At 73.0% G+C, this 20,453-nt stretch carries 20 protein-coding genes and 1 riboswitch; of the genes, 12 read left to right on the top strand and 8 right to left on the bottom strand.

Annotation, left to right across the window (positions count from 1 at the left end; genetic code table 11):
* Nucleotides 1–29: 29 nt before the first annotated feature.
* From Q3W68_RS23225 to Q3W68_RS23250, 6 genes are all read left to right on the top strand, one after another.
* Nucleotides 30–935, top strand: coding sequence for a lysylphosphatidylglycerol synthase transmembrane domain-containing protein (locus tag Q3W68_RS23225; protein ID WP_302907525.1), 906 nt, complete (start codon nt 30–32; stop codon nt 933–935).
* Between the two features lie 69 nt (nt 936–1,004).
* Nucleotides 1,005–1,634, top strand: a complete 630-nt coding sequence (gene ribA / locus Q3W68_RS23230; protein WP_121684974.1) for a GTP cyclohydrolase II — start codon at nt 1,005–1,007, stop codon at nt 1,632–1,634.
* Nucleotides 1,631–2,320: a dihydrofolate reductase family protein gene (locus Q3W68_RS23235; protein WP_302907469.1), complete on the top strand. Its 690-nt coding sequence runs from the start codon at nt 1,631–1,633 to the stop codon at nt 2,318–2,320. Before ribA ends, Q3W68_RS23235 begins: the two co-directional genes overlap by 4 nt.
* Before the next feature lie 107 nt (nt 2,321–2,427).
* Complete coding sequence (locus Q3W68_RS23240; protein WP_302907470.1) at nt 2,428–4,107, top strand: extracellular solute-binding protein; 1,680 nt, start codon at nt 2,428–2,430, stop codon at nt 4,105–4,107.
* Complete coding sequence (locus Q3W68_RS23245; RefSeq protein WP_302907471.1) at nt 4,104–5,129, top strand: sugar ABC transporter permease; 1,026 nt, start codon at nt 4,104–4,106, stop codon at nt 5,127–5,129. Before Q3W68_RS23240 ends, Q3W68_RS23245 begins: the two co-directional genes overlap by 4 nt.
* A complete protein-coding gene (locus tag Q3W68_RS23250; RefSeq protein ID WP_302907472.1) occupies nt 5,126–6,046 on the top strand; it encodes a carbohydrate ABC transporter permease in 921 nt (306 codons plus the stop codon). The genes Q3W68_RS23245 and Q3W68_RS23250 overlap by 4 nt, the downstream gene beginning before the upstream one ends.
* A gap of 8 nt (nt 6,047–6,054) precedes the next feature.
* Here the strand turns inward: Q3W68_RS23250 and Q3W68_RS23255 are convergent, their stop codons facing one another.
* The 5 genes from Q3W68_RS23255 to Q3W68_RS23275 all read right to left on the bottom strand — a co-directional run bounded on the left by Q3W68_RS23255 (nt 6,055) and on the right by Q3W68_RS23275 (nt 10,386).
* Nucleotides 6,055–6,795 (bottom strand): amino acid ABC transporter ATP-binding protein, encoded by a 741-nt coding sequence (locus tag Q3W68_RS23255; RefSeq protein ID WP_302907473.1) that lies wholly within the window; start codon nt 6,793–6,795, stop codon nt 6,055–6,057.
* The gene (locus Q3W68_RS23260) at nt 6,792–7,568 is read right to left on the bottom strand and encodes an amino acid ABC transporter permease (protein ID WP_302907474.1); all 777 of its coding nucleotides are present in this window, start codon (nt 7,566–7,568) and stop codon (nt 6,792–6,794) included. The genes Q3W68_RS23255 and Q3W68_RS23260 overlap by 4 nt, the downstream gene beginning before the upstream one ends.
* 38 nt (nt 7,569–7,606) lie before the next feature.
* Nucleotides 7,607–8,464 carry an ABC transporter substrate-binding protein gene (locus Q3W68_RS23265; protein WP_302907475.1) on the bottom strand — a complete coding sequence of 286 codons (858 nt, stop codon included), beginning with the start codon at nt 8,462–8,464 and terminating at the stop codon, nt 7,607–7,609.
* A 107-nt stretch (nt 8,465–8,571) separates the two neighbouring features.
* Entirely contained in the window at nt 8,572–8,697 is a 126-nt protein-coding gene (locus Q3W68_RS23270) for a hypothetical protein (protein WP_013286752.1), read from the bottom strand.
* 33 nt (nt 8,698–8,730) lie between these two features.
* Nucleotides 8,731–8,841, bottom strand: a riboswitch (SAM riboswitch).
* A gap of 69 nt (nt 8,842–8,910) precedes the next feature.
* Nucleotides 8,911–10,386 (bottom strand): NAD(P)/FAD-dependent oxidoreductase, encoded by a 1,476-nt coding sequence (locus Q3W68_RS23275; protein ID WP_302907476.1) that lies wholly within the window; start codon nt 10,384–10,386, stop codon nt 8,911–8,913.
* Between the two features lie 430 nt (nt 10,387–10,816).
* Here Q3W68_RS23275 and Q3W68_RS23280 point away from each other — a divergent pair, with 430 nt between their 5' ends.
* The 4 genes from Q3W68_RS23280 (at nt 10,817) to Q3W68_RS23295 (ending at nt 14,176) form a co-directional block, all read left to right on the top strand.
* Complete coding sequence (locus tag Q3W68_RS23280) at nt 10,817–11,950, top strand: hypothetical protein (RefSeq protein ID WP_302907477.1); 1,134 nt, start codon at nt 10,817–10,819, stop codon at nt 11,948–11,950.
* A 48-nt stretch (nt 11,951–11,998) separates the two neighbouring features.
* Nucleotides 11,999–12,466, top strand: a complete 468-nt coding sequence (locus Q3W68_RS23285; protein ID WP_302907478.1) for a hypothetical protein — start codon at nt 11,999–12,001, stop codon at nt 12,464–12,466.
* A 31-nt stretch (nt 12,467–12,497) separates the two neighbouring features.
* Nucleotides 12,498–13,643: a GTPase HflX gene (hflX, locus tag Q3W68_RS23290; protein WP_302907479.1), complete on the top strand. Its 1,146-nt coding sequence runs from the start codon at nt 12,498–12,500 to the stop codon at nt 13,641–13,643.
* Between the two features lie 80 nt (nt 13,644–13,723).
* Nucleotides 13,724–14,176, top strand: coding sequence for a DUF4383 domain-containing protein (locus Q3W68_RS23295; protein WP_302907480.1), 453 nt, complete (start codon nt 13,724–13,726; stop codon nt 14,174–14,176).
* A gap of 128 nt (nt 14,177–14,304) precedes the next feature.
* Here Q3W68_RS23295 and Q3W68_RS23300 read toward each other — a convergent pair whose 3' ends face one another.
* Both Q3W68_RS23300 and Q3W68_RS23305 read right to left on the bottom strand, forming a co-directional pair.
* On the bottom strand, nt 14,305–16,824 hold the full coding sequence (locus tag Q3W68_RS23300) for a DUF6493 family protein (RefSeq protein WP_302907481.1): 2,520 nt from the start codon (nt 16,822–16,824) through the stop codon (nt 14,305–14,307).
* Nucleotides 16,821–17,522: an SWIM zinc finger family protein gene (locus tag Q3W68_RS23305; protein ID WP_302907482.1), complete on the bottom strand. Its 702-nt coding sequence runs from the start codon at nt 17,520–17,522 to the stop codon at nt 16,821–16,823. Before Q3W68_RS23305 ends, Q3W68_RS23300 begins: the two co-directional genes overlap by 4 nt.
* A gap of 59 nt (nt 17,523–17,581) precedes the next feature.
* Here Q3W68_RS23305 and Q3W68_RS23310 point away from each other — a divergent pair, with 59 nt between their 5' ends.
* On the top strand, nt 17,582–18,124 hold the full coding sequence (locus tag Q3W68_RS23310; protein ID WP_302907483.1) for a GNAT family N-acetyltransferase: 543 nt from the start codon (nt 17,582–17,584) through the stop codon (nt 18,122–18,124).
* A 38-nt stretch (nt 18,125–18,162) separates the two neighbouring features.
* Complete coding sequence (locus Q3W68_RS23315) at nt 18,163–18,573, top strand: type II toxin-antitoxin system Phd/YefM family antitoxin (RefSeq protein WP_302907484.1); 411 nt, start codon at nt 18,163–18,165, stop codon at nt 18,571–18,573.
* 46 nt (nt 18,574–18,619) lie between these two features.
* On the opposite strand, the gene pgi is transcribed toward Q3W68_RS23315, so the two are convergent.
* Complete coding sequence (gene pgi / locus Q3W68_RS23320) at nt 18,620–20,254, bottom strand: glucose-6-phosphate isomerase (RefSeq protein ID WP_302907485.1); 1,635 nt, start codon at nt 20,252–20,254, stop codon at nt 18,620–18,622.
* Nucleotides 20,255–20,453 lie beyond the last annotated feature (199 nt).

Below are 20,453 nucleotides of genomic sequence, written 5' to 3' on the forward strand. Positions count from 1 at the left end.
CGCGCCGGGCCCGAACCGGCCGGGCCTGGATCCGCCCGTTGCTCGGGCTCGCGGTGCTCGCCGCGCTCGTCGCCTCGCTGGGCACCGGCCCGTTCCTGGCCGGACTGCGGCTGATCGACGCGCCGGCGCTGGCCGCCGCGCTCGGCATCGGCGTGATCACCACCGTCTGCTGCGCCTGGCGCTGGTCGCTGGTCGCCGGTGGGCTGGGGGTACGGCTGCCGATGCGCGCCGCTGTGGCGCACTGCTACCGGGCGGTCTTCCTCAACTCCACGCTGCCCGGCGGCGTGCTCGGCGACGTGCACCGCGCGGTGCGGCACGGCCGCGACGCCGGGGACGTGGCGCGCGGCGTCCGGGCGGTGGTGTGGGAGCGCACCGCCGGGCAGGTGGTGCAGGTGGTCATCGCGGTTGCGCTGCTGGCCGCGTTCCCGTCGCCGGTGCGCCAGTACCTGCCGGCGCTGGCCGCCGTGCTCGCCGTGGTGGCGCTGGCGCTGGTGCTGGCCGCCCGCGCGGTGCCCCGCTCCGGGGCGTCCCGCTTCGCCCGGGCGGCCCGGACCGCGCTCGCCGACGTCCGCTCCGGAGTGCTGGGCCGCCGCACCTGGGCCGGCGTGTTGATCGCCTCGACTGTGGTGTTCGCCGGTCACCTGGCCACGTTCGTGGTGGCCGCCCGCACGGCGGGCGCGGACGCGCCGCTGTCGCACCTGCTGCCGCTGACGCTGCTCGCCCTGCTGGCCATGGCGGTGCCGCTGAACGTGGGCGGATTCGGGCCGCGCGAGGGGGTGGCCGCGTGGGCGTTCGCCTCGGCCGGGCTGACCGCCGCGCAGGGTGTGGCGACCGGCACGGTGTACGGCGCGCTGGTCCTCGTGGCCAGCCTGCCGGGCGCCGCGGTGCTGCTGGCGCGGCGGATGCCCCGGCGCGAGCCCGGCAACTGTCGGTGATCCCGCCTACGGTGGGGGAGCGAGGTGTGCGTCGCCGGGTCCGCCCGGCGACCGGACGACAGGAGAACCATGGACGAAACGCTGCCCACCGCGACGGTCCGGACCCGCGTGACGGTTCCGCTCCGGTTCCCCGACGGCTACGTGACCACGGCCCGCGTGCACACCTTCCACGGTCTCGTCGACGGCCGTGAGCACCTGGCGTTCGGGCTCGGTGAGCACGCCGACGCCGACCCGCCGCTGGTCCGCCCGCACAGCGAGTGCCTCACCGGGGACGTGTTCGGCAGTCAGCGCTGCGACTGCGGCCCGCAGTTGCGCGAGGCGGTCGAGCGGATCGCCGAGGCCGGTGGCTACCTGCTCTACCTGCGGCAGGAGGGGCGCGGCATCGGCCTGTACGCCAAGCTCGACGCGTACGCCCTCCAGGACGGCGGCCTGGACACGTACGAGGCGAACCTGGCGCTCGGGCGCGGCGCGGACGAGCGCGACTACACGGTGGCCGCGCAGATGCTCGCCGCACTGGGCGTGGACCGGGTGGCCCTGCTCAGCAACAACCCGGACAAGGCGGCCCAGCTCGAACGGCTGGGTGTGACGGTGGCCGACCGGGTCTCCACCGGCGTGCACCTGTCGCCTGCCAACGCGGGCTACCTGGCGGCGAAGGTGACCCGTGCCGACCACGCCCTCGACCTGCCGTTCGTGCCGTGACCACCCGCCCGTACGTGCTGCTCAGCTGCGCGATGTCGATCGACGGCTACATCGACGACGCGACGGCCGAGCGGCTGCTGCTGTCGAACGACGACGACCTGGACCGGGTCGACGCGACCCGGGCCGGGTGTGACGCGATCATGGTGGGCGCGGCCACCGTCCGCCGCGACGATCCCCGCCTGCTGGTGCGCAGCGAGCGCCGGCGCGCCGAGCGGGTGGCGCGCGGGTTGCCGCCGTCGCCGGTGAAGGTGACTGTCACAGGCAGCGGCGACCTCGATCCGCGCGCCCGGTTCTTCACCGTCGGCGACGGCCTCAAGCTGGTGTACTGCCCGAGCGGCGTGGTGGACAAGGCCCGCGAGCAGGTGGGCGCGGTGTCCACCGTGGTCGACGCGGGCGATCCGGTCACTCCGGAGTCGGTGGTGGCCGACCTGGCCGGGCGGGGGGTGTCGCGCCTGATGGTGGAGGGCGGCGGCTCGATGCACCGGCAGTTCCTCACCGCCGGCCTGGCCGACGAGTTGCACCTGGTGGTCGCGCCGTTCTTCGTGGGGGACCGGCGGGCGCCGCGCTTCGTCGGGGACGGCCGCTTCCCGTGGCATCCGGGCCGTCGGGCCCGGGTGGTCGAGGTACGCCAGATCGGCGACGTGGTCCTCACCCGTTACGCGCTGTCCGACCGCTGCCCGGCCTGACCGCCGCGTCGATCGGTCCCGCCCTTGTGCAAGCTCATCGACGTGATTAGTTTGTTGACCATCCATACGAACTAATCCACTGCGCTTCCCTTCCCGAAGGGGGACCGATGACCGCGCACCACCCCGGCCCGGGCTCATCCCGCCGCCGCTTCCTCGGCCTGGTCGGCCTCGGCGTGGCCGCCACCACAACCGGCCCGCTGCTCGCCGGCTGCTCGGAGAAGCCGGCCGGCTCCGGCGCCGCCCAGAACCTCGACGCCGTCTCCGGCCTGCTGCCCACCCGCCAGGATCTGCCCGGCGCGGTCAAGCCCGACATCGTGGGCACCCGCCCGGTGCCCGATGGCTACACCCGCTACCCGGCGAACCTGGTCGACGTCATCGCCGACAAGCCCGGCACCAGCGGCAAGCAGGTCACCGCGATGACCCCCGCTTGGGGCCCGGCGCCGCCCGGCGTGGCGCAGAGCGCCTACCTCCAGGCCGTGAACGCCGAGCTGGGCACGCCCGTCAACTTCACCATCCAGGACGGCAACACGTACGCCGACAAGCTCAACGCCATGCTCGGCGCGCGGGACGTGCCGGACCTGCTGTGCGTGCCGGGGTGGGAGGTGGAGAAGATCCCGCGCTTCGCCGAGGCGATCAAGGTGCTCTTCGAGGACCTGACCGACCACCTGAAGGGCGACGCCGTCGCCGCGTACCCGATGCTGGCGACCTTCCCCACCGGGGCCTGGCGGCGTGCGGTCTGGAACGAGCGGATCATGTCCGTGCCGAACCCCACGGACGGGCCGTTCCCCTGGGCGCTGTTCACCCGCAAGGACCTGCTCGACGCGCGCGGACTGGCCGTGCCGGCGAACCTGGACGACCTGCTCGCCGTGGCCAGGCAGGTCACCGACCCGGCGCGCAAGGTGTGGGCGTTCAACGACGTCTTCGCCATGATCCAGATGTTCCACCGGGTGCCGGGCCACAAGGGCGGATGGCGGGTCAAGTCTGACGGCACCCCCGAGTTCAAGTACGAGACCCCGGAGTTCCGCCGTGCCCTGGAGGTCATGGCCAAGATCTACGCCGACGGCCTGGTCCACCCGGACGTCGTGGCCAGCAAGGGCGCGGACGCCAAGCAGCTGTTCGCCAAGAACGGCGCGATCGTGTTCCACCAGGACGGCGTCGGCTTCTGGCAGGGCGCCCAGGCCGAGCACCAGAAGACCAACCCGAGGCTGAACATCCAGCCGGTGCCGATCTTCTCCGCCACCGGCGGCGACCCGCTGGTCTGGGGCGACGACGAGCCGATCTCCTACACCTTCGTCAAGAAGGGCCTCGGCAAGGACCGGGTCCAGGAACTGCTGCGGATCATCAACTGGTGCTCCGCGCCGCTGGGCAGCCAGGAGGCCCAGCTGCGGGACTTCGGCGTCGCGGGCAAGCACCACACCCCGTCGCCGAACGGGCCGGTGAAGACCGACCTGGCGTTCAAGGAGATCGCCAACCAGTACTTCTTCATCAGCGGCCGCAACCCCACCATCGGGCCGTTCCCGGACACCCCGCGCTTCGTGCCCGACGTCCTCGCGTACTCGAACGAGATGGTCAAGCACATGGAACCCAACCCCTGGGCCGGGGTGAAGCTGGAGATGCCCGCCGCCTACAAGGCGAACCAGGTGCCCACCGAGGACAAGTTCACCGACGTGCTGCGCGGCCGCCGTCCGCTGAGCGACGTGGACGCCATCGTCGCGGAGTGGAAGGCGAACGGCGGCGAGGAGGCCCGCAAGCTGCTCGCCGACTCGCTGCCCAAGGAGGGCCGGTGAACGAGCCGGCCGTCCTGACCGGGCCCGAGCGGGCCCGGCCGGACGCGCCGGCCCCGCCGGGCCGCCCGCCCCGCCGTCGTCCGTCCCGCCGCCGGGTGCCGCTGCGCACCCGGCTGCGCCGGGACTGGCAACTGCTCGCCATGGTGGCGCCCGGCTTCCTGGTCCTGCTGATCCTCAGCTACCTGCCGATCGCCGGCAACGTGATCGCCTTCCAGGACTACAACCCCTACCTGGGCGACAACCCGTGGCAGGCGTTCCTGCACAGCGACTGGATCGGCTTCGGGCAGTTCCAGCTGCTGTTCGACGACCCGGCGTTCTGGGACGCGTTCCGCAACACGCTGGCGATCACCGCGTTCCAGCTGGTCTTCTTCTTCCCGCTGCCGATCCTGCTTGCCGTCGCGCTGCACAACCTGCTGTCCAGCCGGTTGCGCGGGCTGATCCAGACGATCGTCTACCTGCCGCACTTCTTCAGCTGGGTGCTTGTGGTGACGTTCTTCGTCGCGATGCTCGGCGGCGCCGGGCTGCTCGCCCAGACCATGCGCGAGGCCGGGATGCAGCCGTGGAACGTAATGACCAACCCGGACACGTTCATCGTCCTGGTCACCGTCGAGGCGGTGTGGAAGGACGTCGGCTGGGGCACCATCGTCTTCCTCGCCGCGCTGTCCACGATCGACCAGAACCTCTACGAGGCCGCCGCCGCGGACGGCGCCGGCCGATGGCGGCGGCTGTGGCACATCACGCTGCCCGGCCTGCGCCCGGTGATCGTGCTGCTGCTCATCCTGCGCCTGGGTGACGCGCTCTCGGTCGGCTTCGAGCAGTTCCTGCTGCAACGCGACGCCGTCGGCCGGCAGGCAGCCGAGGTGCTCGACACCTTCGTCTACCACTTCTCCATCGCCACCGGGAACTACGGCTACGGCGCGGCGGCCGGACTGTTCAAGGCAGTCGTCGGGCTGGTGCTGATCCTGGCCGCGAACCGCGTGGCGCACATGCTCGGCGAACGAGGGATCTACTCGAAGTCATGACCACGCTCATCCGCCGGGCCACCGGCTACCGATCCCGCCGGCCGGTGTGGCAGGAACCGCCCACAGCGGTCGGGCAGGGGCTCAAGGCCGTCGTGCTCACAGTGCTGGTGGCGGGCGTGCTGTTCCCGCTCTGGGTGGTCCTGGTGACCAGCCTCTCCTCCCGGGAGACCATCGCGCGGGCCGGCGGCCTGGTGGTGGTGCCCCGCGGCGTCGACACGTCCGCGTACGAGACGATCTTCGCCGGTGGGGCGGTCACCCGGGCGCTGTGGATCAGCACGCTCGTCACCGTCTTCGGCACCGCCATCGCGCTGACGGTCACCGTGCTCGCCGCGTACGGGCTGTCCCGGCCGGGCTCGCTGGGCCACCGCTGGCTGCTGGCGTACTTCCTGATCCCGTTCCTGGTCTACCCGCCGCTGGTGCCGCGCTACCTGGTGGTCACCGGGCTGGGCCTGAAGGACACCATCTGGGCGCTGGTCCTGCCGCCGGCGATCAGCGTGTTCAACCTGGTCGTGGTGCGCGGGTTCTTCCAGGGCATCCCGTCGGAGCTGCTGGACAGCGCCCGCATCGACGGCGCGAGTGACTTCCGTACGCTCGCGCGCATCGTGCTGCCGCTGTCCCGCGCGGTGATCGCCGTGGTCGGCCTGTTCTACGCGGTCAGCTACTGGAACGTCTGGTTCGACGCGCTGCTGTTCATCGACCGCAACGACATGTACCCGATCCAGCGGGTGCTCCAGAGCTACCTGCTGGCCGGGCAGGCCCCGCACACCTCCGGCGCCAGCAGCGGGGTGACCATGCCGCCGACCGAGGCGATCAAGATGGCGGTGGTGGTGCTGACCGTCGCGCCGATCGTCGCTGTCTACCCGTTCATCCAGCGGCACTTCGTCAAGGGAGTGCTGATCGGCGCGGTGAAGGGCTGAGGTGCCCGTCAGAGCACCTGGGACAGGAAGCGCCGCAGCCGGGGATGTTCCGGCGCCTCGAACACCGCCTCCGGCGGGCCGGCCTCCAGCACCACGCCCGCGTCCATGAACGCCACCGTGTCGGCGACGCTGCGCGCGAACCCCATCTCGTGCGTGACCACGACCATCGTCATCCCGGCGGCGGCCAGGTCCGCCATCACCGCGAGCACGCCCTTGACCAGTTCCGGGTCCAGCGCGCTCGTCGCCTCGTCGAACAGCATCACCTGTGGGCGCAGCGCGAGCGCCCGCGCGATGGCGACGCGCTGCTGCTGGCCGCCGGAGAGCTGCGTCGGCCGCGCGTCGGCCTTGCCGGCCAGGCCGACCAGGTCGAGCTGGGCGCGGGCGAGCGCCACCGCCTCGTCCTCGCCGAGCTTCTTGAGCTTGCGCAGTGCCAGCGTGATGTTGCGCAGCACGCTCAGGTGGGGGAACAGGTTGAACTGCTGGAACACCATGCCGATGCGCTGGCGCAGCGTGTCCGGGTCGTCGCGCAGCACGCTGCGCCCGTCCAGCAGCACGTCGCCCCGGTCCGGCTCGATCAGGCGGTTGATGGTGCGCAGCAGCGTCGACTTGCCGGACCCGGACGGGCCGATCACGCAGGCCGCCCGGCCCCGGACCACGTCCAGGTCCGCGCCGCGCAGCACCCGGTGCGCGCCGAAGGCCAGGTGCACGTCGCGGACGGCCAGGCTGACCGATGTCGTGGTGGTGGTCATCGGGGGTCCTTTCCGGACGGAGTGAGATCCGCCGGCTCGGGATCTGGCTCAGGCTCGGGCGGCGCGGCCGGCCGGCCCTGCCGCAGGCGCCGGTCCAGCCAGTTGACCGCGTGGGTCAGCGGCACGGTCAGCGCCAGGTAGAACAACCCGGCCAGCAGCAGCGCGGACTGGTTGCCGGTGTTCGCCGCGTAGTCCTGCCCGATCCGGAACAGCTCCCGCTGGCTGGCCAGCAGGCCGAGGAAGTAGACCAGGCTGGAGTCCTTGATCAGCGCGATGAGCTGGTTGACCCAGGCGGGCAGCACCCGGCGTACGCCCTGCGGGATGATCACCAGGCGCATCGCCTCGCCCCAGGAGAAGCCGAGCGCCCGCGCGCCCTCCAGCTGGGCGGCCTCCACGCTCAGGATGCCGGCCCGGAAGATCTCACCGAGGTAGGCGGCGGCGATCAGGGACAGCGCCAGCACGCCCAGCGGATAGGGGTTCGGCCCCCACACCTGCATGCCGAGCGGCGCCAGGCCCACGCCGATGAGCAGGATGGTCGCCGCGGCCGGCAGGCCGCGGAACACGTCCGTGTAGACCCGCGCCGGCCAGCGCAACCATCGGGTACGCGAGATGCCGGCGACGGCCAGCAGCATGCCCAGCACCGAGCCGAGCAGGGCGGCGGAGACCGCCAGGGTGAGCGTGTTGGGCAGCCCGACGGTGAGCATCTCGGGCAGCGCCTCGCGCATCGAGTCCCAGTCGAAGAACGTCTCCCACAGCGTGCTCAGTGGATCCATGTCCGCTCCGTCCGCCCCGCTCGTACTCGGTTACCGGTTCAGGAGGCGGCCGACGGCGACGGGACCGCCACCGACCCGCTGCCCGGCTTGAAGTCGGCCGGGATCGGCCGCCCCGGGTAGTACTCGGCCTGCAGTCGGCTCCACGTGCCGTCCGCGATCACCTCGTCCAGGCCCTTGTTCAGCGCCTCGCGCAGCTTGTCGTCGCCCTTTGCCACCGCGTACGCGGTCGGGGTGGGGCTGAGCTGCTTGGCCGCGACCTTGATCTTGCCCTTGCTGTCGGCGGCGGACTTGTCGCCGATTTCGGCCGGGGCGATCCAGGCGTCGGCCGTGCCGGCCTTGAGCTGGTTGATCGCGCTGTTGTAGTCGGGCACCCGCACCGGGTCGAGGTTCTCCTTGGTGGCGTAGTCGTCCTGCACCGTGCCCTGGACCACCACCACCCGCTTGCCGGCGAGCTGGTCGAAGCCGGTGATCGGGGAGCCCGCGGGCACGTCCAGACCGAAGTAGCCGAAGTCGTAGCCGTTGCCGAAGTCCACAGTCTTCTTCCGGGCCTCGGTGATCGTGATCGAGGAGCTGCCCACGTCGAACTTGCCGCTGTTGACCTGGGCGAGCAGGGCCGAGAAGTCGGTGCCGACGAACTCCACCTTCAGGCCGATCTTGCCGGCCACGGCGCGCAGCAGTTCGTTGTCGAAGCCGGTGAACTCGCCGTCCTTCAGGAAGACGTTCGGCGGGGCGTCGGTGAGCGTGCCGGCGCGGATCACGCCGGGCTGCAGCAGGCCGTACGGGTTGTCGGCCGCCTCGGTGTCGTCGCCGCCTCCGCAGGCGGTGAGCGCCGTGACGGCGAGCAGGGCGGCCGCGCCGACGGCGGCGGCGCGGGTCAGGACGGTACGGAAACGCACGATGTCACTCCAGAGTGGACGGACGCGCGGCGCGCGTCGGAGCCGGTCCGCCGAGGCACGGCCGGGCCGGAGAAAGGGTGAAACGGGGAAGAGAGGGTGGCGCCAGGTCAGCGCGCGAGGCGACAGGCGTCGCTGCACACCCGCATCAGGTCGACGTGACGGCGCTTGACCAGCGCGAAGCGGGCCGGGTACGCGGCGACGTCGCCGGACGGGGTGGAGGGTGGTGCAGACATCGGTCTCCCTGGTCTGTTGCTGACCTGGGTGCCAGGCCACGCTTGCACCGGCGGCTGCCGGTGCCTGGTCTTCACCCGGGGCACCCCACCGCGGAGGAGGGTTGCCGGCCAGCGAGCCGGGGCTTCGCGCTGGCGCTCATGACCTGCCCAGAAGGCTAGCAGCACCGCCGTGGCGGCCGTCCAGCGGTTATGACCACGCTCACGCGCGGCGCCTCACCGCCGGGCCGGGACGACCGGCGCGTCCCGCCCGGTGCCGTGCCGCGACGGGCTGTGCTGCTCGTGGTAGTCCTGCTCGACGTTGACGGTCCAGACGTCGTGCTCCGCGCCGTGCGCGATGTTCTCCGCGGTCAGCATCGCGGTGAGCATCGAGTGGTCGGCGTTGTTGTAGCGGTGCATGCCGTTGCGCCCGACCGGGTGCACGTTCGGCACGTTCGCGGCCAGCCAGCCCCGGATCACGTCGACGTTGCGCTGGTACCGCTCGTCGTAGACCGGGTACGCCTTCGGCATCCGGACCACGTAGCCCGCCTCCACGCATCCGGGCTTGACCAGGCCCAGCCGCTCCAGCTCGGCGGTGGCGAACGCGACCAGCTCGGCGTCCGGCGTCCGCCACATCTCGTCGCCCTCGAACACGAAGTACTCCAGCCCCAGGCAGGTCCGCCCGTCCTTGACCAGGTACGGCGACCACGAGCCGAAGTTCTGGATCCGGCCCACCCGGGCTGCCGGGTCGTGCACGTAGATCCAGTTGTCCGGGAACGAGAACTCCTCCGGCACCACGAGCGCCACGGTCAGGAAGTCCCGGTACCGCAGGTCGTCGGCGGCGGCCCGCACCTCGGGCGGCGCCTCCGGGCGCATCGCCCGCACCAGCGCGGAGATCGGCATCGAGGAGATGACGTGGTCGGCCGGCTCGGTGCGCTCACCGCCCGCGTCGGCCACTGTCACGGCGGTGGCCCGCCGCGCGGCCGGATCGCGGTGCACCTCGGTCACCCAGACGCCGGTACGCACCGTGCCGCCGCGCTTGGCGACCTCCTCGGCGCAGCGCTCCCACATCATCCCCGGCCCGTGCTTCGGGTACTGGAACTCCTCGATCAGGCTGGTCACGTCCGTGCGGTTGCGCCGGGGCAGCAGCGCGTTGCGCATCGCCGTGGCCAGCGACAGGTTCTTGATCCGCTGGGCGGCCCAGTCGGCCTGCAACTGGTCCGCCGGCATCCCCCAGACCTTCTCCGTGTACGTCTTGAAGAAGATCGAGTAGAGCCGCCAGCCGAACCGCGCCGACACCCACCCCTCGAAGTGCGACTGGTCCTTCGGCGGGCGCAGCCGGGCCCGGCCGTACGAGCCGAGGCAGCGCGCCGCCTCCAGCAGCCCGAGGTTGCGCAGCGCGTTCCCGGCGTTGAGCGGGTAGTCGAACAGCGCGCCCCGGTAGTAGATCCGGCTCATCCGCGGCCGGAGCAGGAAGTCCTCGTCCGGCAGGATCTCGTGCCAGAATTCCTCGACCCGGGCCACCTTCGTGAAGAAGCGGTGCCCCCCGATGTCGAACCGCCAGCCGTCGCGCTCCACCGTCCGGCTGATCCCGCCGACCACGTCGTCGGCCTCGTAGACCCGTACCGGCCGGCCGTGCCGCAGCAACTCGTACGCGGCGGTCAACCCGGCCGGTCCCGCCCCGATGACCACGGTTCCGTCGCCGTCACCCATGCCGTCCGCGCCCCCTGCCGTCAGCCTCCTGATGAGGCACCGCCCTTACCCGTCCTGCCGGCAACTTCACCTGCACGCCCGCACCGATCCGCCCCCCCCGGGCCCCTCTCCCCGCCCCGCCCCCCGGGCCCCCTTGGCCCGTCGATCATGAAGTTGGCGGTGTTCGGCGTCCGATTTGTCGCCGCCAACTTCATGATCGATGCGGCTGTGGCCGGGCCGGACGGGTGTGGGCGGGGCCGAATGGGGAATGCGGGCGGGGTTTCCGGCCGGGCGAGTCGGCCGAGCGCCGACCGGTGGGAGCGTGATGGCGGAGGAGCGGCGGGTAGACCCCGGCGGCGCGGCCGAACCCGACCGCGCACGGTCCGGACCCGCCCGGTGGTGGGCGCGTGCGGCTTCGACGGGCCGCCGGATCCCCGAGCCCTGGGGATTCGTGCTCGCCGTCTTCGTCGGCTCGAAGCTCGTGCTCACCCTGGTCGGCGTGCTGGTGCTCACCGCCTGGGACGGGGTGCCCGGCGCGCCGCCGGCGGACGAGACCGGGATGCGGGAGCAGCAGGACGCGATCTCGTCGCACCGCTGGATCTCGCTCTGGTTCGCCTGGGACTCGTTCCTCTACGACCACCTGGCCCGGCTGCCGCTGGACCGGCCCTGGACCGACTTCGGCTTCCCGCTGCTCTACCCGTTCCTGGCCCGGCCGCTCGCGCCGCTGTTCGGCGGGCACACCGCCTGGGCGTTGCTGCTGATCAGCAACGTGGCGCTGGTGTTCCAGCTCTACTTCGCGTACCGGCTGGGGGGCCGGCTGCTCGGCGGCGGGGGACCGGCCGGCGGCCGGCGAGCGGCCCGGTACCTGCTGCTCCTGCCGACCGCGTTCCTGTTCCAGGCGGCGCTCACCGAGTCGTTGTTCGTCTGCCTCGCGCTGGCCGCCTTCTGGTACGCCGAACGAGGCCGCTGGCTGCTCGTCGGCGTGATCGGGTACTTCCTGGCGATGAGCCGCTCGGTCGGCTTCCTCGTGGCGGTGCCGCTGGCGCTGGTGCTGCTGCGCGAGCACGGCTGGCGGGCCGGACCGCGCGCATGGCCGCGCCTGCTGCGGCAGGGCTGGCCGCTTCTGCTGGTCCCGGCGGGCTGGCTGACGTTCATGGCGTTCTGCCGCTGGCAGAGCGGCGACTGGTTCGCCTACCAGCACGCCCAGGAGACCGGCTGGGGGATCCGGTTGCAGAACCCCCTGGGAGTGGCCGGTTCGGCGCTGGTCGGTGACGACTCGGCGAACGCCCTGCGGGTCTGGATCGCCGTGGCCATGGTGGCGGTGGCCGCCGTCGGGTTGCGCCGCCGGGCCGACTGGCCGTACCTGGTCTACACGCTCGTCGTGGTGCTGGTGCCGCTGTCGATGGGGCCGCCGGTGTACAAGAGCCTGCTGCGCTACCTGCTGGCCGCGTTCCCGGTCGCGTTCGTCCTGGCCCGCTGGGCGTGGCGGCCCGGCCTCGACGGCTGGCTCACCGCCGCCCTGGCGCTGTTGCAGGGGGCGTTGTTCGCGGTCTGGCTCACCTACTGGACCCACCTGATCATCTGAGTGCCGCGCCGCCGGGCGCGGCGGCCGGGCGGGCCGCAGAATGGGCGGATGACCGACCGGCGGGTGAGCCTCGACGACCTGGGCGCGTGGCTGATCAAGGGCAACGCGGACGCGGTGGACCTGGCGGCCCGCTTCGCCGCCGACCCGCGCGTGACCGGCTGGTGCGTCCGCCCCGGCTACCGGGTACGCCTGATGCGCGCCGGCCAGCCGGTGGTGTTCTGGGCCAGCGGCAGCCGGGGCCGCTTGCCGTACGGCGTCTGGGGCATCGGCCGGATCGCCGCCACGCCCGAGCCGGCGCCGCCGGGCGAGGCGTGGACCGCGCCGCTGGACCTGACGATCCTGGACGAGTCGCTGCGAGTCCGCCGCGACGTGCTGCGCGCCGACCCGCGCCTGGCCGGCGCCGAGGTGTTCCGGCAGCCGCAGGCAGCCAATCCCTCGTACCTGACGGTGGCGCAGTTCGAGGCGTTGTGCGGACATCTGCCCGCCTGGGCGCATGGCCCGGTATCCGCGGGGTAGAACGAAGCCACCTGCGGAGGCGAGGTGAGCGATGGCCGGAACATGGTTGATGGGCGATGCCGCCGCGACGGTGGGACGGCGGCCGACGGCCGTGCTGGTCGCGGTGCACCCCGAACAGAGCGACGGCAGCGGCCCGGGAAGTGACACCTCCCTCGCGGAGCTGCGACGCCTGGCCGACACCGACGGGCTCGCCGTCGCCGACGCGGTGGTGCAGAACCGCGCCAAGCCGGACCCGGCCACCTTCGTGGGCGCCGGCAAGGCGGACGAGCTGGCGGAGGTGGCTGCCCGCAACCGGGCCGACGTGGTGATCGCCGACGGGGAGCTGAGCCCCGGCCAGGTCCGCAACCTTGAGGAGCGGACCGGGGTACGGGTGGTGGACCGCACCGCGCTCATCCTGGACATCTTCGCCGAGCACGCCCGCACCAGCGAGGGCCGCCTGCAGGTCGAACTGGCCCAGATCGCGTACCAGTTGCCCCGGCTGCGCGGAGACGGCCGGTCGATGTCCCGGGTGGGCGGCGGCCGGATGGCCGGCGGCGCCGGCATGGGCGTGCGCGGCCCCGGTGAGATGAAGCTGGAGACGCAGCGACGCCGGCTGCGGCAGCGGGCCACCCGGCTGCGCGGCAACGTCGCCGAGCTGTCCCGGCGCCGGGAACGCCGACGGGGGCGGCGGGCCCGCAACCGCGTGCCCTCGGTCGCGATCACCGGCTACACGAACGCCGGCAAGTCCGCCCTGCTCAACCGGCTGACCGGCGCCGACGCGCAGGTGCAGGACGTCCTGTTCGCCACGCTCGACCCGACGGTGCGGCGGATCTCCACCGGCGACCTCACCTACACCGTCACCGACACGGTCGGCTTCGTCCGGCACCTGCCGCACCAGCTCGTGGACGCGTTCCGCTCGACGCTGGAGGAGGTGACCGGCGCCGACCTCGTACTGCACGTGGTCGACGCCTCGGCTCCGGACGCGCTGGAGCAGATCACCACAGTGCACGGCGTCCTGCACGAGATCGGTGCCGGAGACCTGCCCGAGCTGCTGGTGCTCAACAAGATCGACATTGCGCCGCCGGACTGGGTGGACGCGCTCTGCCGGGCCTGCCCGGAGGCGGTGCCGGTGTCGGCGGTGACCGGTGAGGGCGTCCACCGGCTGCGCGTCGAACTGGCCGCCCGGCTGAGTCGCTGACAGAATCCGGCGATCCGGAAGGTTTCGGCGTCCCGGTCACGGATACCTCGAAAAGACATCGTCAACGGAGGTTCGCAGTCATGGCCAATTCTTCCGGCGTCGCCCGCGGCGCGCCCGCGTCCCCGGTACGGCGGGCCGCCCAGGTGGTCGGCATCGTCTTCCTGGTGGTGGGTGTCCTGGGGTTCATCCCCGGCATCACCACCAACTACGACACCATGATGTTCGCCGGGCACGAGTCGGAGGCGAAGCTGCTCGGCGTGTTCCAGGTGTCGATCCTGCACAACATCGTGCACCTGCTCTTCGGCGTCGCCGGGCTGGCGCTGTCCCGGACGGTCTCCGGCGCCCGGGCGTACCTGATCGGCGGCGGTGCCATCTACCTGGTGCTCTGGCTCTACGGTCTGGTGATCGACCACGACAGCGGGGCCAACTTCGTGCCGCTCAACGGCGCCGACAACTGGCTGCACCTGTTCCTCGGCGTCGGCATGATCGCTCTCGGGGTGGCGCTCACCCGCCGCCCGGCACGTCGCACCTGACCGGTCCGAGCGCGCGCCGGACCGCTCAGCCGGGTGCGCGCGCCGGTACGTCCGTGCCTACCCGCGGACGCGATACGAATCTGCGGCGGCGGGCCGGCGGGGGAGTCCCCGACCGGCCCGCCGTCCGTTCAGGCGGCCAGGGCTCCGGCGAGCCGACGGGCCTCGGCGACAAGCCGGCTGCCACCATCCCGGGCCACCACGTCGGCCAGGCCTGGTACCTCCATCCGGACGCCCGTCGCGGTCGCCGTCTCCGCCGCCAGCGCGAGCAGGTCCGGCGTGCCCCGGGGCGGCGTCGGGGCGGCCAGCAGCGGCGGCAACGCCGCGGCGAGCAGCCGCCACACGCTCAGCCGGGCGCCCGCCGCGACCGCGTCCCGCAGCGGGGTGACCGCCCGGGTGAGGATCACCTGCCCCTGCGCACCCATCTCGCCCAGGTGCCCGCTGACGCCCGGGGCGTCCAGGTCACCGGCGGCGGCCAGGATCAGCAGGGCGTCGAGCGCGCCCACGCGGTCCGTCTCGTGCCGGGCGCACAGCCCGTACGCCAGCGCCAGGTCCAGCGCGGGCCCGCCCGCGCCCGTGCACTCGGCGACCTCCAGCAGGACCCGGCCCCACTCGCCGATGTCCTCCTGTGCCGCCATGGCCAGCTCCGGCAGGATCTGAGCGGCGACCACACCCCGGTGTCCGGGCAGGACGGCCGGCCACAGGTCGGCGGCGGGAAATATCCGGCCGCCGATCGGCGGAGGCATCAGCGTCAGGAGCCCGAACGGGTCGTCCACGCCGGCTGGCGGGGTGAGCGCGACCAGCCGGCGTCGCTCCGGCAGCGAGTCGTATCCCCCGTCGTAACCGCGGGACCGTTCCCGCCGGCCCACCGTCACCACCTCCTGTGCCGGCGCCGGCACGACCTCGTCGCGCAACCGGGCCGCCAGTTCGATCCCGGCGGTCGTGCCGAGCGCCTCCGCACGCGCCGCCAACGGCTCGTCGCCGACGGCCGGCAGGCGCAACAGCGCCTGTGCCCAGTCCCACCGCCAGTACGGCCGGTCGCCGAGCGCGGCCAGCCGCTCGTAGAACACCCCCGGTTCGATCGCTCCCGTGGCCGAGGTGGGCGCGGACAACAGCCCCGGATCGCCGTGACCGTCCAGCCGCTGCCCGGCCTCGGCCAGGCGCCGCCGGTAGAGCCACATCGGTGCGGGGCGCCCAGATGCCGCCTCGGCGGCCCGGGACGTCGCCAGCACCAGGGCCCAATCGTCCCGGCGGCGAGTGGCGTCGCCCATCCCGGCGGCCGTCAGCAGCAACCCGAGCACCTGGACCGAGGGGATGAACCGGGCCCAGTCCTCGTGGAAGTCCTTCACCGCCGTCCGGTGCAGAACCGGGGCCAGCGCCGCCGCGACCCGGTCGCGCTCGCGAGTGCCCAGCCGCAGCAGGCCGTCCACGACCCGCTCGAGAAGCAGCGCTGTACGCCACCGCCCGCGCAGCGCCGCCAAGACCTCCTCCACCAGCTCGTCCACGTCCCCGATCGGCGGTGGCGCGGCCGCCGCCGGCAGAGGCGGCGGCAGGTCGTCGCGAGCCTCGACCACCGTGGCGACGGCCACCGGCCGGTGACCGTGCCGCTGCGCCAGCGCCAGCGCGCGCTCGCGCAGGCCGGCGTCGGGATGGTCGGCCGCCACGGCGACCAACGCGCCGATCTCCGCGGACCGATCCGGGTGCTGCCGGGCCAGCCGGTCGAGCCAGGACAGCTGTGACCGGACCAGTTCCTTCTCCGGCCGGGCCAGCACCGTCCGGGCGGCCTCCCACAGCGCCTCCGGCTCGCTGGCGTCGCCGGCGTCCCGCAGCGTCCGCTGGGCGGTGCGGGCCACCGGCCCCGGGCCGTCCGTGAGCAGCCGCAGATAGGCGTTCGACCGCACCGCCACCTCCTCCGGGGTCGGCGCCAACAGGTCGTGCAGGACCAGGAACGGGCGCAGCGCGGCGGGCCGGTCGCCGCGTAGCAGCCGGCCGAGGACGCCGTTGAGCACTGTCGCCCGGTCGAGCCGACCCTCCGCCGTCAGCGCCGCGAGCGCCTGCGCCAGCGTCTGCGCACCGACGCTGCCGTTCGCCAGGAAGTTGCCTGCCCCGTCGACGGTGAACAGGCCGGGCAGCATCGCGTCCAGGAACGGGTCCGCGCGCAGCCGGTCGAGCGCCGGAGTGTTCTCCTCGTCCGGCCCCGGCCAGCTCAGCGCAGCGGCCCACCCGAGCACGAAGCCGTCCCCGGGCGGCGGCGGCGCCTTCTCCGCCACGAGCAGGCCGGCCAGGAACGGCCAGCATTCGAACGTGCGCTCCCCGGGCAGCCGGTCGGCGAGCTTGTACGCCACCTCGGCCAGCCAGGTCACCCCGAGCTCCCGGGCCGCCTCGATCACCGGTGCCGGGTCTGCGCCGTCGAGCGCGACCGACCGCCGGCCCAGCAGCGCCGCCACCTTCGTCGGGGTGCTGAGCGTGCCTACGGCGGCCACCGCGAGCGCCGTCGCCTTGTCGTACCACCACGAGGCGTCCCGCCGCCGCCGGACGTCGGCCACCAGTGCCTCGCCGAGCGCCCGCCGGGCCGGCTCGTCCAGCCCGGCCAGGGTCGACCGGATCACCGACACCCGCCCGTGCACCAGGGCCTGGAAGAACTCCCTCACGACAGTGCCTCCACCGGTGCCGGGACCATCGACACGGCCAGCGCGTGCCGGCACGGCCCCCGCTGCCCGCGGTGCCGCGCCCACCAGAGGCAGGAACAGGAGTACGCGCCGTCCGGGTGGCGGCGCACCCGGTACGTCTCGGCGTCGGTGCGTACCGTCGCGTGCTCGCCGTCGCGCTCGACCGCGCCGCGCTCGACCAGCGCACGCGCGCCGACCAGCCGCGGGTTGTCCCGCTCGGCGCGGCCCGCGTCGTAGGGCATCACCCGGTGGAAGTACGCCCCGTCCGCCACGTCGTAACCGACCCGCCCGGCGGTGCCCAACCGGGCGAGTGCGGCACGCACCCGCTCGTCGGGCAGCGCGTTCGTGGTGCCGTGGCCGCTGATCTCCCCGTCCAGCCCGGCCGGCAGCACGTCCATCCGCGCGTAGACGCCGCAGCAGCCGGAGAACGACTCGAAGCGCAGCCTGCCCTGGCTGCCGGTCACCACCGGGTCCAGGCTGGCCGGGCTGACCGGCTGGTGGTAGCGGGTGCGGGCCACCTCGGCGACGGCGAGCAGCCCGGCCGCCGCCGCGGCCGGGGCGGTGAGGAACCCGGCGAAGAAGCGCGGGTTGGCCGCCGGGCCGCCACAGGTCTGCAGGTCGAGACCGGCGGCGCGCAGCGCGGACGGCCGGAGATGTCGGTACGTCTGGACGGCGTTCACGGCGCAGACCGTAGAGGGACCGACCGACAAAAGCGCGACCGTCCTGCTAGCTTCCTCGGATGTTCGCCCACGCCCTCACCGACGACGCCGAGCTGCGTCCACTGTCGCCCTGGCACGCCGACGAGTTCCTGGCCAACCTCGACCGCTGTCGCGAACACATCGCACCGTGGGTCGGCGCGTCCTTCGTCGCCACCGACGCCGAGTCGGCCCGCAAGGTCCTCCAGGCTTACGCCGACCGCTGGGCGCGCGACGACGGCGGCATCTGGGGCATCTGGCAGCGTGGCACGCTCGTCGGCGGCGTGCTGTTCGTGTCGCTGAGCACCACCCGTGGGGTGTGCGAGGCCGGCTGCTGGCTGGAACCCGGCGCCGAGGGGCAGGGCCTCGTCACCCGTGCCGCGCGCGTGATCATCGACTGGGCGGTCCGGGAGCGTGGCATCCACCGCGTCGAGTGGATCACGAAGGCCGGCAACAACCGCAGCATCGCTGTCGCGCGGCGGCTCGGCATGAGCCGCGACGGCGTCATGCGTGGGGCCGCGCCGACGCCCGACGGCCGCGCCGACCTGGAGGTCTGGTCCGTGCTGGCGCCGGAGTGGACCGCCTGACCGCCGAAATTGTCGTACCCGGACGTCAACATGTGTCCATGGCTGTCCCCGCACTGGCCGACCGGTCCCCCCAGCCGCGCGCCCTGCCGCTGCGCGAGGTCCGCACCCGGCTCACCCAGCTCGTCTCCCTGGCCGAGCTGACCGACACCGTCACGCTCGTCACCCGCGACGGCGATCCGCGGCCGGTCGCCGCGATCGTGCCCGCGCCCGCCGCCCGCACCGGCGCCCAGGCGCGAGCCGACGCCGAACGTGTCGCCGCGATCAGCGCCGGCTGGGCCCGCCGCCTGGAGGAGTTGCACCGGCAGTCCGGCCGGCGGCACGCCGCCGAGCTGCGGGTGCTGGCCGACGCGCTCGCCGAGGCGTGGGCCGAACTCGACCGCCGTACCCCGGCCGGCGACCCGGCGCTGACCCGGCTGCGCGCCGCGCACGCCGACCTGCTGCGCCGCTGACCCGTGGCGTCCCGCCCGGTGTGGGCGGGACGCCACGGGCGCGCGGTCAGCTCCGGCCGCGCTCGGCCCGGTAGCGGCGGATCAGCTCGGCGGTCGAGGTGTCCACGTCGGCCAGGTCCGGGTCCGGGCCGGTGAGCTTCGGCGCGAGCTGGTTGGCCATCACCTTGCCCAGCTCCACGCCCCACTGGTCGAAGGCGTTGATGTCCCAGACCGCGGCCTCGGTGAACACGATGTGCTCGTAGAGCGCGATCAGCTGGCCGAGCGTCGCCGGGGTCAGCTTCGGCGCCAGGATCGACGTGGTCGGGTGGTTGCCCACCATCACCCGGTGTGACACCACCTCGGGCGCGGTGCCCTCGGCCTCCACCTGCTCCCGGGTCCGCCCGAACGCCAGCGCGGCGGTCTGGGCGAAGAAGTTCGACATGAACAGGTCGTGCATGTCGCCCAGGTCGTGGTTGGGCCGGCTGAACGCGATGAAGTCCGCCGGGACCAGCCGGGTGCCCTGGTGGATGAGCTGGTAGAAGGCGTGCTGCCCGTTGGTGCCCGGCTCGCCCCAGAAGATCTCCCCGGTCGGGTACGTCACGGGCGAGCCGTCGAGGCGTACCGACTTGCCGTTGCTCTCCATGGTGAGCTGCTGGAGGTAGGCGGGGAACCGGTGCAGATACTGCGAGTAGGGCAGCACCGCGTGGGTCTCCGCGCCGAGGAAGTCGGTGTACCAGACGTTGAGCAGGCCGAGCAGCGCCGGCACGTTGCGTTCCACCGGCGCGGACCGGAAGTGCTCGTCGACAGCGTGGTAGCCGGCCAGCATCTCGCGGAACCGGTCCGGCCCGATCGCCAGCATGACCGACAGGCCGACAGCGGACGGCAGCGAGTAGCGCCCGCCGACCCAGTCCCAGAAGCCGAACATGTTCTCCGGGTCGATGCCGAAGTCCCGGACCCGCTGCTCGTTGGTGCTGACCGCGACGAAGTGCCGGGCCACGGCGTCGTCGTCGGCGTCGAGCCCGGCCAGCAGCCAGCGCCGCGCCTGGTCGGCGTTGGCGAGCGTCTCCTGGGTGGAGAAGGTCTTGGACACCACGACGAACAGCGTGCTCGCCGGGTCCAGGTCGGCGGTCTTGTCGTGGATGTCGGTCGGGTCGATGTTCGACACGAACCGGCAGCTGATGCCCGCGTCCCGGTACGCCTTCAGTGCCTCGTACGCCATCACCGGCCCGAGGTCGGAGCCGCCGATGCCGATGTTGACCACTGTGGTGATCCGCTCGCCGGTGTGACCCCGCCACGAGCCGGAGCGCACCCGCTGGGCGAACGCCGACATGCGGTCCAGCACGGCGTGCACGTCGGCGACCACGTCCTGGCCGTCCACGGTGAGTGACGCGTCCGGGGGCAGGCGCAGCGCGGTGTGCAGCACCGCCCGGTCCTCGGTGGTGTTGATGTGCCGTCCGGCGAACATGGCCGCGATCCGGTCGGTCAGCCCGATCCGCTCGGCGAGCGCGCCGAGCAGCGCGATCGTCTCGTCGGTGACCAGGTTCTTGCTGTAGTCCACGTGCAGGTCGGCGACCTCACCGGTGAGCCGCTCACCCCGCTGCCCGTCGGCGGCGAACAGGTCGCGCAGGTGCGTGCCGCGCATCGCCTCGGCGTGCTTGCGCAGCGCCTGCCATTCGTCGGTGGTGGTGACGTCCACAGCCATCGGGTCGATCTTCTCCTTCGCGACGGGCGGTCGGCCGGCCTGCGCCGGCGAACCCCACAAGCCTGCCACCCGGACCGGTCGCGCGCGACGCGACCCGGCGGCCGTCACCGTGCGGGCGGGTCTTTCCGGCCACCGCGCCGGGACACGCCGTTGGGACAGCTGTACGACACGCCGATCACTGAGTGGCATCCTTCGATAG

The organism is Micromonospora sp. C28ISP2-4, from assembly GCF_030519385.1.
Classification (GTDB): domain Bacteria; phylum Actinomycetota; class Actinomycetes; order Mycobacteriales; family Micromonosporaceae; genus Micromonospora; species Micromonospora tulbaghiae.

Bases quoted from the DNA above. Each gene is read 5' to 3' on its own strand.
- ribA (WP_121684974.1), top strand. From the start codon at position 1,005: ATGGACGAAACGCTGCCCACCGCGACGGTCCGGACCCGCGTGACGGTT.
- Q3W68_RS23240 (WP_302907470.1), top strand. From the start codon at position 2,428: ATGACCGCGCACCACCCCGGCCCGGGCTCATCCCGCCGCCGCTTCCTC.
- Q3W68_RS23250 (WP_302907472.1), top strand. From the start codon at position 5,126: ATGACCACGCTCATCCGCCGGGCCACCGGCTACCGATCCCGCCGGCCG.
- Q3W68_RS23255 (WP_302907473.1), bottom strand. From the start codon at position 6,795: ATGACCACCACCACGACATCGGTCAGCCTGGCCGTCCGCGACGTGCAC.
- Q3W68_RS23260 (WP_302907474.1), bottom strand. From the start codon at position 7,568: ATGGATCCACTGAGCACGCTGTGGGAGACGTTCTTCGACTGGGACTCG.
- Q3W68_RS23270 (WP_013286752.1), bottom strand. From the start codon at position 8,697: ATGTCTGCACCACCCTCCACCCCGTCCGGCGACGTCGCCGCGTACCCG.
- Q3W68_RS23275 (WP_302907476.1), bottom strand. From the start codon at position 10,386: ATGGGTGACGGCGACGGAACCGTGGTCATCGGGGCGGGACCGGCCGGG.
- Q3W68_RS23285 (WP_302907478.1), top strand. From the start codon at position 11,999: ATGACCGACCGGCGGGTGAGCCTCGACGACCTGGGCGCGTGGCTGATC.
- hflX (WP_302907479.1), top strand. From the start codon at position 12,498: ATGGCCGGAACATGGTTGATGGGCGATGCCGCCGCGACGGTGGGACGG.
- Q3W68_RS23295 (WP_302907480.1), top strand. From the start codon at position 13,724: ATGGCCAATTCTTCCGGCGTCGCCCGCGGCGCGCCCGCGTCCCCGGTA.
- Q3W68_RS23310 (WP_302907483.1), top strand. From the start codon at position 17,582: ATGTTCGCCCACGCCCTCACCGACGACGCCGAGCTGCGTCCACTGTCG.
- Q3W68_RS23315 (WP_302907484.1), top strand. From the start codon at position 18,163: ATGGCTGTCCCCGCACTGGCCGACCGGTCCCCCCAGCCGCGCGCCCTG.
- pgi (WP_302907485.1), bottom strand. From the start codon at position 20,254: ATGGCTGTGGACGTCACCACCACCGACGAATGGCAGGCGCTGCGCAAG.